The sequence below is a fragment of the Flavobacterium piscis genome (assembly GCF_001686925.1).
In the GTDB taxonomy this organism is placed as follows: domain Bacteria; phylum Bacteroidota; class Bacteroidia; order Flavobacteriales; family Flavobacteriaceae; genus Flavobacterium; species Flavobacterium piscis.
Window position 1 is genome coordinate 55,468 of sequence record NZ_LVEN01000012.1, and the last position, 15,642, is coordinate 71,109.

Consider the following 15,642-nt stretch of genomic DNA (forward strand, 5'->3'; position numbering starts at 1 on the left):
GAAATTTAGTCTAAACAAAACCATTCTTTCACCTCTTCGGCAATCGTTTCGTGCTTTACAAGGCTTTCAAACTCGTTATTTTTCGGATTATAGCAATACACTTCCTGCCATTCTTCATAATAAATCGCAACTTTTTGTATCGCATCACAAATAAATAAAAGCTCTTGATTTGTCATTGTTGGATGTAATGATATACGAACCCAACCCGGTTTATTGCTTAAATTTTGCTCAAGAAGTTCTTCTGTCATTTTTTTAGATTCCTCTTCATCAATACCAAACAAATAATGTGCATACGTACTTGCGCAAGACCAACCGCCACGAACCTGAATTCCGAAACGATCATTCAAAAGCCTTACAATTAAATTGTAGTGAATATGTTCTATAGTAAAAGAAACGCAGCCAATTCTTTCGGTATTTAAATCTCCTAAAAGAGATAATCCTTTTATTTTTTGAAGTTGAGAAAAACAAAGTTGCATCAATTCAGTTTCTCTCTCTTTCATGTTTTCGATTCCCATTTGGTTTTTCAATTCCAGACATAAGGCTGTACGCATAACTTGCAGAAAACCAGGTGTTCCGCCATCTTCTTTTACTTCGATAGCATCACTATAATGATAACCGCCCCAAGGATTCGTGCATTTTACATTTCCTCCACCGGGATTATCCGGAAAATTTGCCTGGTATAATTTTTCATTAAAAACCAAAATTCCGCATGTTCCCGGACCACCAAGAAATTTATGAGGAGAAAAGAATATCGCGTCCAACTGTTCTTCAGGATTTTCGGGATGCATATCGATTGGAACATAAGGTGCCGAAGCTGCAAAATCAACAAAACAAAAACCTCCGTTTTGATGCATAATTTTTGCCAGTTCGTGATACGGCGTAACGATTCCTGTAACGTTAGAGCATGCTGTAAACGAACCAATTTTCATGGTTCTGTTGGCGTACTTTTGAATTTCTTTTGACAATATTTCAGGATCAACCAGATTATTTTCATCTCCGGGCAAAACAACCACATCGGCAATAGTTTCATACCAAGGAACCTGATTGGAATGATGCTCCATATGCGTGATAAAAACTACCGGCCTTTCATCATCAAAATTCAGTTTTATATTGTAAATATTATCTTTAGCACGCAACCCCATAATGCGCTGTAACTTCGATAAAGCCGCTGTCATTCCGGTTCCTGTGGCTACCAAACAATCTTGCTTGTTAGCGTTTACCTGTTTTTTAATCAGCTCTCTTGCGTATTGATAAGCATACGTTGAAGCTTTACCTGTTTCGCTGGAAAAAGAATGCGTATTGGCGATCATCGGACCAATTTTATTCAGCATAATGTCTTCTATCGGCAAATACAATCTTCCGCTGGCAATCCAATCGGCGTATACCATTTTTTGTGTACCGTAAACCGATTCGAAAGTATGATATACACCAACAGTATTCTCTCTAAATTTAGAAAAATAAGATTCTAATGGACTTATTTCTGTTTTGTTTAAAATAGCATTCATTCTTTTATTTCTTTTAAAGAAAACTTATTTTTTAAAGTTTTTTATTCCCGAATTCAGCCAATTGTAATAGTCCCCGATATTCGGATTATAGGCCGAAGGTTCGGTTAAATTGGTGCTGTTGTGATCTACAATTACATAAAATGGCTGAGCATTTGCTTTGTAGGTTTTAATTTGTAAATCGCTCCATTTATTACCAATCGTTTTAATCTTTTTTCCAGTAGTTTCAGAAATATATTGTTCGTTCTCCGGCAATTCTTTTTTATCATCAACATACAATGAAATCAAGACAACCTCATTTTTTAAGACTCCCAGAACTTTCGCATCTGACCAAACGAGTTCTTCCATTTTTCTGCAATTCACGCAGGCATAACCTGTAAAGTCTAATAAAACAGGCTTTCCTGCTTTTTTGGCAAATTCCATTCCTTTATTATAATCGTGAAAAGTGATAATGTTTTGCGGACCAAACTCTGCTCCTTCCGGTAAAACTTCTTTTATTTCAGATGAACTTTTAGAACCTCCAAATCCGTCTGGTGATTCGCTGTAATGCATTGGCGGCGGGAATCCGCTAATTAACTTTAATGGCGCTCCAAAAAGCCCGGGAATCAGGTAAATTGTAAAACTCAAAACGAGTAATCCAAAAGTTAATCTTCCAACTGAAATATGGTTTAAAGGAGAATCGTGTGGCAAAGTAATTTTTCCAAACAAATAAAAAGCTAAAGTTCCAAAAACGGCAATCCAGATGGTTAGAAAAACTTCTCTTTCCAGCCAATGCAATTGCAAAACCAAATCGGCATTCGATAAAAATTTAAAAGCCAAAGCCAGTTCTAAAAAGCCCAAAACTACTTTTACCGTATTGAGCCATCCGCCAGATTTTGGCAGCGCATTTAACCACCCCGGAAATGCCGCAAATAATGAAAAAGGCAAAGCAATAGCAATCGAGAATCCTAACATTCCAACAATTGGTGCAATACCGCCTTTTGAAGCCGCCTCTACTAACAAAGTTCCAACAATTGGGCCTGTACACGAAAAAGACACTATGGCTAAGGCCAAAGCCATAAAGAAAATTCCAATTAATCCTCCTCTATCTGCCTGAGAATCGACTTTGTTGGCAAGCGAATTGGGCAACATTATTTCGAATGCACCTAAAAAAGAACAGGCAAAAACCACTAATAAAATAAAGAATATCAGATTGAACCAAACATTTGTCGAAAGTGCATTTAAAGAATCTGCACCAAAAACCGCCGTTACAATTGAACCTAATAATACATAAATAATCACGATTGAGAATCCGTAGATCAAAGCGTTTCTAATACCGGCAGCTTTGGTTTTACTTTGTTTGGTAAAATAACTCACCGTCATTGGGATCATTGGGAAAACGCAAGGCGTTAACAAAGCCGCAAATCCGGATAAAAAAGCAATTATAAAAATACTTATTAATCCTCTTGATTCATTTTTTTTAATCGGATTTACACTGACTTTGTTCTCTTTTTCTTCTGATACTGTAACTACTTTTTCTGCAGAAACGGTATCATTATGCATAACAGCCGTTTCTTCGGCGGAAGCCAACTTTTTAGCATTCGGAATTTTAAAAGACAATTCTTCTGATGAAGGAGGTAAACAATTACTGTCATCACAAACCATAAATTCTACTTCGGCAGCGATGTTTGCAATTTCATCTGATGTAAATTTTATCTTTTGTGTAAAAACTGCTTTCTCTTCAAAATATTTGATTTTCATATCGAAGATTTTGTCGACCGTTTCATGTCCTTTATCTTCGGCTGTTTTTCCAATTAATTCAAATTTTTTCTGCTCATTTTTAAATGTAAAAGCGGTTGGCGAAGGTCCGCCTTCTTCAATATATTGTCCGTACAAATGCCAACCGGGTTGTATGACTGCCTGAGCTTTTAGAATATACTCTTTATCTGATATTTTTTCTACTGTTGTTGTCCACTTTACCGGATTGTACATTTGCCCAAATATGCTATAACTCAGCAACAACATAAAGGTTATTAGTAATTTTTTCATTGGTTATTTAGGTTTGATATTTTTGAAAAAAAGAGCTGCTGGCAAACAGCTCTTTTCGGGTCTTTCTTAGAAAATTGCTTACTAATTCAGTTTCTAATATGAAAAAAATGAAAGACGGACTATTAAAAATTTTTGTTTTTTTGTTTCAGGTTTCAGGTTTCAGGTTTCAAGTCGCAGTCGCAGTCGCAGTCGCAGTCGCAGTCGCAGTCGCAGTAACTTTGTCAAAGTTTAAAACTTTTACAAAGTTGTCTTTACTAAAAGAGTACTCTATTTCAACGGTTTCCCTTCTTTATCAAGCGAACCCGATTTGATTACAATCATCTTATCTAATTGAATGTATTTTTTGATAGCGTCATTTACCTGTTGCAAAGTCACTTTTTCGATATCTTCTGGATATTTTTCTATGTAGTCTGGTTCTAAACCTCTTTCAACAAAACTTAAAATTGTTCTGGTCATTCCGTTTGTGGTTGACATTCCAACTTTAAAACTTCCAATTAAATTGGTTTTCTTATTTTCTAATTCTGCTGTTGTGATTCCGTCTTTAACCCATTTATCGACCTGAACCATGGTAGCATCTAATCCTTTTTGAAACAAAGTTGGATTGAAAGATGCATTAACCATCCAGTAACCTCCAGTGCTGATATTCCCTCCTGTACCGGATGAAATACTGTACGTTAATCCATCATTATCACGAACAGTCTGCATCAAACGTCCGGCAAAACCTGCGCCTAATGTATAATTGGCAATATAAAACGGAATATAATCTGCATCAGATCTTTTTAAACCTGTATACTGCCCGATAAATAATTCGGCACTTGGTTTTTCGGCGATGGTAATAACCTCTGTTTTTGATGCTGATTTTACAGCTTCTTCAAACTTCATATTTTCTACTACTCCACCGTTCCAGTTTTTGAATGATTTTTTTAAAGATCCATTTAAATTGGCTCCTTCAGTATCTCCTACAATTACTAAATGCATAGACGCTGGTCCGAAATATTTTTTATGAAAAGCTTTAACCTCATCAAGAGTTGCATTTTTAATATTTGCAATATCATCTTCTACACTTAAGCTGTAATTTGGATTCGCTTTTGGATAAATAGCCTGCAGCAAAGCAATGGTTCCTCTTTCGCCGGGGTCATTTAAATTTTGTTGTGTGTTTCCTATAAATTGCTGCTTTAAGTTTTCGAATTCTTTTGCATCAAACAATGGATTTCTTAACTCTTCTGCTAATAACGTAATGACCTGATCTAAATCTTTTTTCAAACATTTAAATCCAATATTAATTTTAAAAGTCGATGCGTTTACATTTAAATTGACACCTAATTTTTGCAGTTTTTCTGAAAATTTAAATTTGTCGTTCAGCGTTGTTCCTTTTGATAACATGGCTGCTGTTAATGACGGGATCGCAGTATTCTTTGTTTCGTTTGCATAATTCCCTAATGAAATACTTGCTGCAACAGTAACAAAATCTTTAGCCGAAGTTTTTACTGAAACAATATCGATTCCTCCTACTTTTTCTCTTTTATAAGCCGAAGGTGTTTTTTCGCTAACAGTTTCTTTTACAAATTCTACAGCGTTATTTATTGGTACTGATAAAATGTTTTGTGGATACTCTTCGTGATCATGTCCGTGGTTGGCATCTCTGTAATAAAATGGCCCGTTTTCAGGCATAAAATTATTAGCTTGAGCTGTGTCCGGATTTTGTGCACCAGTTTGTTTCGGGATAAAATATCCGGTTGTACTTTGATCATCAACTAAATATTTTTTTGCAACTCTAACAACATCCGCAGGAGTTACTTTCTTTAATCTGTCAACTCCAGTGATATAATCTGTCCAGTCTCCGGCTGCAATGGCTTCTGTCAATTCTGATGCAATAACTCCTGAACCGTCTCGTGCTAAAATAGTTTGTGCGCTAATTTTTGCCACAACACGATTTACTTCGTCCTGAGTTAAGCCCTCTTTTTGAATTTTTGCTACAACTTCACTTATTTTAGCATCAATATCCTCGTGCTTTGAAGTGGCAGGAAAACCAACTCCAATTGTAAAAAGTCCAACTTCTTTAAAGTTTGTGGCATTTGCATAAGCATAAATCCCCAAACCTGTGTCTACAAAAGTTTTGCTTAAAATCGCTGAAGGCCCCGAACCTATTATTTCGCCCAAAATATTTAAGGCTGGAAGATCTTCGTGTAAGGCTCCCGGAATTTTATAGGCTTTGTTTACAACGCCCAACTCTCCCGGCTTTTTTAGTACAATTTTACGAGGTCCATATTGTTGTGGCTCTTCGGTGTAAGGTTGCGGCATTACATTTGGCGCTTTAGTAATTTTACCAAAATACTGCTCAATTAATTCGAATACGTTTTCTTTTTTGAAATCTCCAATAATAGTCAAAGTGGCATTATCAGGCCAATAATAGGTATTATAAAAATTACGCAATACTTCGATTGGTGCTTTTTCGATATCTGATTTCCAGCCAATTGTTGAATGATGATAAGGATGTGCAATATATGCTGAAGCCCAAATTTCTTTATCTAATAAACTATTTGGATTGTTTTCTCCACGTTCGAATTCGTTACGAACTACCGTCATTTCGGCCTCTTTATCTTCTTTCAATAATAAAGAATTTCGCATTCTGTCTGCTTCTATCTGAAGCGCCAATGCAATTTTATCACTTGGCAAAGTTTCGAAGTAATTGGTACGATCGTACCAGGTTGTGGCGTTTAATTGTGCTCCTGTATTTTGAAGTACATCTGTAATCGTGTTTCCGTTTTTCTTGTTGAAAGCTGGCGTTCCTTTAAACATTAAATGTTCTAAAAGATGTGTTGATCCCGTATTTCCTAACACTTCATTTTTAGAACCTACGCGATACACAATTTGTACGGTTGCAACTGGCGAAGCATTATCCTGCAAAAGCAAAACATTCATACCGTTTGGCTGATACAAATACTCTTCGATTCCACCTAATTCCTTTATTTTCTTAAAGTTAACTGATTTATTTTGCGCTGAAACAAGCGTACAGAAAGCTAGTGAGCAATAGCCCAGAAAGATATGTTTTTTCATTTTTTGTGATATTTTTGTTTAGTTTTCAGCCGCAGTTTAAAGTTTGCGCCGAGACTGAGACTGAAAACTGAGACTAGAAGACTTTTTTAAGATTTACTGAAAATTTCTTTTAATTTTGATTGTAGTTCAGCTTCTCTAAGGTTTTTAGCAATGATTTTTCCATCAGGTCCAATTAAGTAATTGGTAGGTACTAATTTTACTCCGTATAAAACGGCAACATCATTTTTCCAGCCTTTTAAATCCGAAACATGCGTCCAGGTTAATCCGTCTTTTTCGATTGCTTTTTCCCAAAGTTTCTTTTTATCATCTAGCGAAACTCCCAACACATCAAATCCTTTATCGTGATATGTTTTGTATGCCAAAACAACATTGGGATTTTCTTTACGACATGGTCCGCACCAGCTTGCCCAGAAATCTACCAAAACATATTTTCCTTTATAATCCGATAGTTTTACGATTTTTCCGTTTACATCTGTTTGAGAAAAATCTAAAGCTACAGCACCGGGAGCCGTTTTATCATCAAGATCGATGGTCGCTTTTAATTGTTTTCCATAAACTGATTTTTGAATTTCAGGAGATAAAATTCCATAATATTTTTTTACCTGTTCCGGTGTTCCGTAAGATACAATTCGGTCGCTAATTACTAAAGCGGCACCCACTTTATCTTTATTTTTAGTAATATATTTATCTGTAAGATCATCAGCTAAAGTCTGAAGGTCTTTCCATTTTTTATCCATCATGGTTTGCTGTTCCGGTGTTAGTTTTACTTTTCCGTTTTGTTGCAAAGAATCCGATAATTTATAAACAGGTCCGGCAATCGCTTGTATTTTTTTGAATTCATCCTTATAATACGATTGGTAAATATCGTTTTGAGTTGCTCCTGTAATCTTAGCTTTAAAAATAGAGTCTTTTTTAGCTTCAATTTTAATGTCTTCGTTATCTAATAACACTAAGGCGCCATATTCCTGTCCTTTCAATTTTAAGGTATATAATAAAGGCTCATTTACTTTTCCTTCAAATGTAAAGGCTCCCTCTTTTATCTGAGCAGAATCTACAATTTGTTTGTTCCCTTTTTCATCTGTGTTCTCCAAATAAACAGTTCCTTTATCTAATCCCGAAATTGTCCCGTTGATAGTAAAACCTTCCTTTTTTGAGCAGGAAGAGATTGTGGTTATAAGTGCTAAAGCGGCTAAACCTGATTTTAAGATTGTACTTTTCATGTTGTTATTTTTTTTTAGTATTTAGTGCCAGTATCCAGTCGTAGTTTTTAGTCAGTATTTTACTGATTACTGTCACTGCGACTGTGACTGAGAACTATGATTTTAAAAGTTCTTTCAATTTTTCTTCTAATGCTTCACCTCGTAAATTGTCGCTGATAATTACACCTTTACTATCAACTAAATAGGTCGCCGGAATGGTTATTACATTAAATGCATTACTTACTTTATTGTCATCTAAGAGATTATGCCATGGCATATTTTCCTGTCCTAATGCTTTTTGCCATGCTTTTTGATCTTTATCGATTGAGATACTCAGAATCTCAAAACCTTTATCAGCATAAGCTGTATAAGCTGTTTTTAAGCTCGGAATTTCTTTACGACACGGCGCACACCAGCTTGCCCAAAAATCAATTAGAATGTATTTTTTGCCCGCTATGATATCTTTTACATTAAATCCCTTTCCGTCTTTATCATTCAATGCAAAGTTGGAAACATTTGTTCCTACCAACGATTTAGGATTTACTTCTTTTTCTACCAATTGTCCGTAGTAACTTTTTTTAGCTATTTCTGAGAATTGTGCAAAAACGGGTTTCTGATCTGGTGTCAAATAACTGTATTGCGTCATCATAAAAAACGGTCCCCACCAGGTTGCTTTATGTTTCGAAATCAAATTTTCTGAACTTGACTGTACTTTAGCAAAAAAGGCTTTTTCATCTGCTTCAAATTTTTTCCATTCCGGAGTATTTCCAATAGAATCCATTTGTTTTTTGTTGCCTGCTGTTCTCGCTTTCGAATATAATTTTGAAAGTTCCTCAGTACCTTTATGATACGCAGCGTAATCGTTATTTAACTCTTCTCTAAAAGCAGTTTCTTTTTTGAAATAATCATTTGCTTTTGATCCTGTAATAACTTCGTTTTTGAAGTTGATTCTTTGGTCTTCTTTTTTTGAAATTTCAGCTTCGGCAGTTACTTTTATTTTAGCATTTTCGACCAAAACCGGAATAAATCCTTTGCTCTTTGCAAACGAAATGTAAAATAAACGTGGTTCTTTTAGTTTTCCTGTAAAAGTAAAATTGCCGTTTTTACTTGTCGTTTCGGCAACTGCAGTTTCTGATGAATGTGTTGCTCCGGGAATTAACTCAATTATGGTTCCGTCTTCCAGACCTTTTATACTTCCTTCAAGGGTATACGATTGCTGAATTGCTTTTTTAGCCTGTGCCTGACTGGTATACGAAACCAGCGACAAACCCAGACATAATCCGAATATTTTGTATTTAATTGTGTTCATTTTTGATTGCTGTTTTTAAAAAAAAGCCTCCTTTCGGAATTTCTACTCAGGAAGCTTTTGAGGTTTTATTTTGCTACATTTTGGGTAATGGTTCCGTTTCCAGGGTTTTTAGTAGCTCCTTGAGGAAATGGCATTGTCCATAAATGAGATGTTGATGATAAGTTGTAGGTTACTCCTGCATCTACTTTTGTAAAACTTACTTTATAAATACCTTCTGCGTTTAAACGACGTGCATCTGCAAAAGGAATTAGTGTTAGGATAAGCTCATTATTTTTAGTTTTAAAAATAGCATACAAAGCAGTAGTTTTATCTTCAGTTACAATATCCTGATACGAAGCAGGAAGTATACGTGTTTTACGAACTGTGTTTAATACGTTTAGTGCATCGCTTATTTGTCCTGCACGAGCCAGACATTCTGCTTTGATCAAATATACTTCGACAGTGGTAATTCCTCCATAATTAAAATTACCTGATAATATTCTTCTGTAATATGTTTCTGCTCCAATGGTTCTAATTTTCCAGCGGGACAAGAAACGACCATCTCCTGCTTCAAAACGCTGCGCACGTTCTACCGGAATATTATTTTCTGTGGTTAATCCTGCAGTAGAGCCATGACGAAAGGTGTAATTTTCGACATAATTATATCCCATAGGCGATGGTGCCGTAATATTAGGATCCGGATTTTCGATGATTGTTTTGTTGGTATTATAATATCCTACCCAGTCATACAATTTATTATTTTCAGACAAGGCAAGATCTGCATATTTTAAAGCCTCGGTATAATTATTCATTTGCAAATAAACACGCGCATTTAAAGCATAACCTGCTCCTAAATTAGGATGCAAAGCAGTTTGAGAAACTTTGGGCAAATAAGGCAATGCTTCTTTTATATCTGCCAATATAAAATCATACAATTCCTGAATATTTACTTGCTTGCTTGGCGCATTAATATCGGCACTGGTAATTAAAGGAACTGATAATTTTGTAGAAGCTGTAGAGGCTATATAAGTATCTGCGTAGTAATTTACCAGATTATAGTAGCACATAGCGCGCAGAATCTTTGCTTCTGCCCACACAATTCTTTTTTCTTGTTCCGTTGCTTCTGTTGTTCCTAATGCATTAGTAATAATTAAATTGAAAGTCGAAATTCCGGCATAGCTTCTGTAATACATAGCTTCATCTGCCTGATTTAATTGTATACGATCAGCAGTTTCATCCCACATATAATTGGCTTTTACCAAGCGGTCAGCTGATAATCCGGCTATTGTAACAAATCTATCGTTTAACAGGTTTGAAGCGTGCTCAACAAAAACAGATTGGTTAGTATATTCGTCGCGTATAAAAGCTTCAAAATCTGTTAAAGTTGTGGGTACTTTTTTCCCTTTTGGTACATCATCCAAATAACTTTCGCAAGAGGTGAGAGTTAATCCTAATGCCAATATCAATAGTGTCTTTTTATATATATTTTTCATCTTGTTCTCTTTTTAAATTAGAAATTAATATTTACACCAAAAACTAAACTTGGAGATTGAAAGCCATTTAAAAGATATTTAGCATCTCTGCTTTTGGCTACTGTAAAAACATTTTCAGCATTCAGATTAAAGCGCACATCTTGCAATTGTATCCTTTTGATAATATCCCTTGGCATTTGATAAGCTAATGATACATTGCTTAATCTTATATTCGAAGCATCAAGAATATTGATATTTGCATAACGATAAATATCACGAGAATCTGAAGTAAAATCAGGATCGTATTCATATACAGCACGAGGAATATTTGTAAAGGCTTCGTCGCCCGGCTGCTGCCAACGGTTTACAATATTTTTGTTTACAGTTGTTATATCTGTTACATAATCACCTAATGCTCCGGAATAGTTATTGTTTAGCATCGGTAAAAATGTATTTCTAATTTTATGACCTAGTTCATAGATGAAAAGTGCCGAAAGAGAAAAGTTTTTGTAGTTTACCGAGGTATGAAATGATCCGCTGTGTGTAGGTACGGTTGATCCGTAATCTTTTACGGCATTTAGATCAGACGGATTATATTTTACTTTTTCGCCCGCTGCATTATACACCTGAGGTAAGCCTTTCTCATTTAAACCCGCCCATTCATAGCCATAAATAGTATTAAAATCATTTCCAACTCTTGGATAGGCCGATGGATAATCTAATTGCAGATAGTAAACAGGGGCTTCAACTTTTACATAATCGACTTTATTTTTGTTATACGCATATAAAACTGAAGCATCCCATGAAAAAGAAGCAGTTTTTACAATGGTTCCTCTTAAGGTAGTTTCGATACCTTTATTGGTCATTTCACCGTTATTTATTTTATAAGTAGAAAAACCAAAACCTTCTGTTGGAACTCCGTTACTGTTTGCCAATAAATCTTGTCCTTTTTTGTTGTAAACATCAAAAGTTCCGCTCAATCGATTATTAAAGAATGAAAAATCTAAACCTATATTGGTTGTTGTTGTTTTTTCCCACGATAATTCAGGATTTGGTCTTGAATTAATTCCTCCCTGAAGTCCGCCAACATTGTTATTAGGATTATAATACGCTGTTAAATAAGGAGCTGAATCTTTGGCAACATTTCCTCCAATACCGTATGAACCGCGAAGTTTTAGGACATTTATCCAGTTTACATGAAAAAATGATTCTTTATCAATATTCCATGCCGCACCCGTCGACCAGGTTGGTTTATTTTGATATTTATTATCTGTACCCCAAAGGTTAGAACGATCCCAACGCAAACTTCCTGTTACAGAATATCGCCTGTCATAGGTATATCCTCCTGTTCCGTAAAATGAAACATAACGATTTACCAATTCACGATCTGCTGCAAAATCATTTTGACTCATGTAACCTCCAAAAATAGGACCGTACACTTTAAGCAAATCTACCTGATTTACCGGAGTAAAACTCAACGTTTGTTCGTCCCAGCCATAGCGTGTATTATCAGTATATTCTACTTTTGTATGGCGTATCTCCATACCCGCAATGGCAGTAAAATCATGTACATTATTAATAGTCTTGTCAAAATTTAACTGCTGACGAAAGTTGTAAGCATTCGAAAATTGATTGGTTTCTTTTAAGATATCCCCATAAGGCAAATTAAATACGGCTTTATTATTAGCAATAGTAGCCAGACTGTTTACTGTCGCTCTAACATCATACGATTCTTTTTCTCTTGTAAGGCTTGAACGATCTGCAGCATATTCATATTGAAACATCACATTGTATGTAAATGCTTTATTGAATCTTACGTTAAATTTTGCAAAAGTTCTGTTTAAGAAGTTTTTCCCTTCATCAATATTTCTTCCAAATTCATCCATTGGCGTAATATCCATGTTATAAAGACCATAAGTCTGCATAGATGCAAGGGTATTAGTGTTGTATCTTGATGCTGATGTCGAAGTAAAGTTAGAACCATCATCGTTGACTAATTGATTGTACATTTGATATTTAAACTTTGGATCAAACGGATTATAAGCTTGTGTATTGCTTTTACTGTAATTAGTGTAAGTACCCAAATCTAAAGTTAACCAGCTCGTAATTTCGGTTGAATTTTTTAAGTTAATACCAACTGATTCATTATCAGAATAACGATCTTCAAATTTATTTCCTTTATACGTCAATGAGGCATTAAAGCTGTTTGATTCTGTTGCTTTTCCTAAACTTACATTGTGCTGAATAAAGTACTGATCACGTTTTGCATATCTCGCAACGTCATCATAATATTTATAACCTTGCGCACCTAGTCCGTTTAGGCGATTATTCATTTCTGTTTGCGAAATATTTCCCGCATAACCATTTAGCAACGTTTGCATACCCTGGCTGGTGAAAACAGCATTTTGCAATAATGATTTTGCATAAGTACTGGCATTAGCGCCCTGCAAATTAGGATTTCCTGCTGCCCATCCTTTTTCTAAATCAATAATATCTCCTGAGTCTGTAAGATTACCAGTGTAATTTCTATAAGGCGTAACGGTTAAATTACTTGAGAACGAAATATTTGTTCTTCCTGCCTTAGCTTTTTTAGTGGTAATAACCACTACGCCATTAGCTGCGCGTGCACCATAAATAGAGGATGCAGCCGCATCTTTAAGAACCGTAATAGTTTCAATATCTTCTAAATTTAAATTAGGTAAATTTTCCTCCAGACTATAATATTGATTGAATTTTGTGCTCTCTATCGGGAAACCATCAATCACGTACAAAGGTGTTGTTAAACCATTCATAGAAGTATTTCCACGAATTTTTCCGTTTTGATATCCTACAATACGTCCTTCCAGAATTGAATTTAAACTACCTAAACGCTGTTCCTGAAAATCTTTGGCTTTCAGGTTCGAGAATGATCCTGTAGATTTTTCAGCCGAAATATTTTGATATCCCGTAGTTAATACTATTTCGCCTAATTCAAGTGTTTCTTCTTTAAGCACCACATTAATAACGGCTCTACCTGCTACTTTTATTTCTTGTCGTACATACCCTAAATAAGCAAAAGCTAAAGTTGTTTCGCTACCAACGGTAATAATTTGATAATCACCATTAAAATCTGTCTGAACTCCATTTCCCGAGCCATTATCAGAAATTGCTGCTCCTACTAACGGAATTCCTTTTTCATCCGTTACCTTACCTTTTACAATAAAATCTGCAACTGGTTTTTCAGGAACAGCCTTTACGGCTTCTGATGTTTTTTTAGGCGTTAAAATAATATGAGATCCTGAAATTTTATAATCAGTTCCCGTATTTTTAAAGATCGTATTTAGAATCGTTTCTATAGAAACATCATTCAGCCTAACGTCTATTTTTCGATCTAAATCTACCGATCTTACATTATAAACAAATCTATAATCTGTAGTATATTCCAGTTTCTCAATGACTTTTCCAACGGTCATGTCACTGGCATTCAATGACATTTTTGCTTTCTGAGAATACGAAACTCCCGCCTGCATAACTGTCAGTGTGGTAAATAAAAATAGTGTGGTCAATTTCATCTTCAAATCAAATTTCAAAAAAGGCCTGTCGAACCTGATTTTGTTCAATACTTTTTTCATACTTTTAAATGTTTTTAATTGTGGTTGGTTAGTGTACTGATCGCATTTTATTCTACCGGAAAATGTTGGCGCATTTTCCGGTTTTTTTTCTAAATAACGATCCTTGTTTTGTGGATGTTTTGTTACATAGGCGTTTTTTATTTTAGATTCTGGATTTTAGATTTTAGATTTTTTTTGTCTATTCTATTCTCTTGCTTCTTTATTCTATTCTCTTTACTTAATTGTAATCTGATCTTCATTTATTTTATAATCAATGGCGTAACTATCACTAAAATATTTCAAAACGACCTCGATAGGCTCATTGTCAAAACGGGCATTGAAGATTTCTTTGCCCAATATTTTATTTTTATTAATAACAGTGACATTGTAACGACGTTCCAGTGTTTTTATAATGGCATCAAAAGAGGCATTTTTAAATACTAAACTTCCTGTTACCCAAGCTGTATAATAATCTGTATTCACAGATTCTGTTATGATTTTTTGCTGTCCTCTTATATTTGAACCTTTTAAACCCGGAGTTAGGTAAACCTGATTCTCTGCTGTTTTTTTATCTTTATAAAGCGAAACTTTTCCCTCTACCAAAACAACATTTGTACTTTCATCTTCTATGTACGAGTTCACATTAAACTTAGTTCCCAGAACTTCTACACTCACTTCTTGTGCATTTACTGTAAACGGATGTGCTTTATCTTTTGAAACTTCAAAAAAAGCTTCTCCCGTTAGATATACCTGACGGCTTTGATTTTTTGCGAACTGAACCGGATATCGTAATGATGTTCCTGCATTTAAATACACAATTGTACCATCTGATAATTGAACTTCAAACTTTTTACCGTACGGAATTTTCAAAGTATTATAAATCATTTTTTCGTTTGAATTGGTATTGAAATAAACCAATCTGTTTTTCTCCTGTTTTCCAATTACTTTTCCGTCTTTGTCTGTTACATCTCGTGTTTCAGAAATATTTATTGTTTCTGCCGATTCATTGCCTGACTGTAAAACAATATCGTCTTCTCTGGGAACAATGACATTTTCTTTAGCATGAAATAAATTTGAATTTTGATAGAAGTAAAATCCTCCCAAGATCAAAATCAAAATTGCCGCATATTTGTAATAAGACGAAAATCTTCTTTTTTGAAAAACGTTACTTTCTTTTTGGATTCTTTCTGTTAATTGTTTTTTTACTTCGGTTGAATCAAAAGTGTACATTGCAGTATCAATTGCATAATTGGTTTTTACAAAATCCTTAAATACAATTTGATTCTTCTCTTCTTTAAGCCACTCCGTCAAGGTCTCAATTTCTTCCTTACTTGCCTGATTTGTGATAAACTTAACAATTAATCGCTCTGACTTTTTCACTGTCATTTTACTTGTTTTTAATATTATTACGAAGCTAAAAAACAAAACCCTAACAATTTGATAAAGTTTTTTTCATTTTGATGATTTTTTTATTTTTCATAATTCTTTATCCCTAACAAACCATAT

At 34.7% G+C, this 15,642-nt stretch carries 8 protein-coding genes; all 8 read right to left on the reverse strand.

The annotated features are described in order from the left end of the window. Positions 1-5: 5 nt before the first annotated feature. A complete protein-coding gene (locus tag FLP_RS07425) occupies positions 6-1,505 on the reverse strand; it encodes an aminotransferase class V-fold PLP-dependent enzyme (RefSeq protein ID WP_065448889.1) in 1,500 nt (499 codons plus the stop codon). 24 nt (positions 1,506-1,529) lie between these two features. After that, entirely contained in the window at positions 1,530-3,530 is a 2,001-nt protein-coding gene (locus tag FLP_RS07430) for a protein-disulfide reductase DsbD family protein (protein WP_065448890.1), read from the reverse strand. Between the two features lie 267 nt (positions 3,531-3,797). Beyond that, positions 3,798-6,587: a M16 family metallopeptidase gene (locus tag FLP_RS07435; protein WP_065448891.1), complete on the reverse strand. Its 2,790-nt coding sequence runs from the start codon at positions 6,585-6,587 to the stop codon at positions 3,798-3,800. Between the two features lie 86 nt (positions 6,588-6,673). Then, positions 6,674-7,807, reverse strand: coding sequence for a TlpA disulfide reductase family protein (locus FLP_RS07440; RefSeq protein ID WP_065448892.1), 1,134 nt, complete (start codon positions 7,805-7,807; stop codon positions 6,674-6,676). Positions 7,808-7,901: 94 nt separating this feature from the next. Continuing rightward, positions 7,902-9,095 carry a TlpA disulfide reductase family protein gene (locus tag FLP_RS07445; RefSeq protein WP_065448893.1) on the reverse strand — a complete coding sequence of 398 codons (1,194 nt, stop codon included), beginning with the start codon at positions 9,093-9,095 and terminating at the stop codon, positions 7,902-7,904. Positions 9,096-9,160: 65 nt separating this feature from the next. Beyond that, positions 9,161-10,567, reverse strand: a complete 1,407-nt coding sequence (locus FLP_RS07450; RefSeq protein WP_065448894.1) for a RagB/SusD family nutrient uptake outer membrane protein — start codon at positions 10,565-10,567, stop codon at positions 9,161-9,163. A 17-nt stretch (positions 10,568-10,584) separates the two neighbouring features. Continuing rightward, complete coding sequence (locus FLP_RS07455; protein WP_065448895.1) at positions 10,585-14,157, reverse strand: SusC/RagA family TonB-linked outer membrane protein; 3,573 nt, start codon at positions 14,155-14,157, stop codon at positions 10,585-10,587. A gap of 213 nt (positions 14,158-14,370) precedes the next feature. Beyond that, positions 14,371-15,522 carry a FecR family protein gene (locus tag FLP_RS07460; RefSeq protein ID WP_065448896.1) on the reverse strand — a complete coding sequence of 384 codons (1,152 nt, stop codon included), beginning with the start codon at positions 15,520-15,522 and terminating at the stop codon, positions 14,371-14,373. Positions 15,523-15,642: the final 120 nt, after the last annotated feature.

What these genes read in the sequence shown, in the direction of transcription:
- FLP_RS07425 (WP_065448889.1), bottom strand. Translation starts at nt 1,505, where the DNA reads ATGAATGCTATTTTAAACAAAACAGAAATAAGTCCATTAGAATCTTAT.
- FLP_RS07430 (WP_065448890.1), bottom strand. Translation starts at nt 3,530, where the DNA reads ATGAAAAAATTACTAATAACCTTTATGTTGTTGCTGAGTTATAGCATA.
- FLP_RS07435 (WP_065448891.1), bottom strand. Translation starts at nt 6,587, where the DNA reads ATGAAAAAACATATCTTTCTGGGCTATTGCTCACTAGCTTTCTGTACG.
- FLP_RS07440 (WP_065448892.1), bottom strand. Translation starts at nt 7,807, where the DNA reads ATGAAAAGTACAATCTTAAAATCAGGTTTAGCCGCTTTAGCACTTATA.
- FLP_RS07445 (WP_065448893.1), bottom strand. Translation starts at nt 9,095, where the DNA reads ATGAACACAATTAAATACAAAATATTCGGATTATGTCTGGGTTTGTCG.
- FLP_RS07450 (WP_065448894.1), bottom strand. Translation starts at nt 10,567, where the DNA reads ATGAAAAATATATATAAAAAGACACTATTGATATTGGCATTAGGATTA.
- FLP_RS07455 (WP_065448895.1), bottom strand. Translation starts at nt 14,157, where the DNA reads ATGAAAAAAGTATTGAACAAAATCAGGTTCGACAGGCCTTTTTTGAAA.
- FLP_RS07460 (WP_065448896.1), bottom strand. Translation starts at nt 15,522, where the DNA reads ATGACAGTGAAAAAGTCAGAGCGATTAATTGTTAAGTTTATCACAAAT.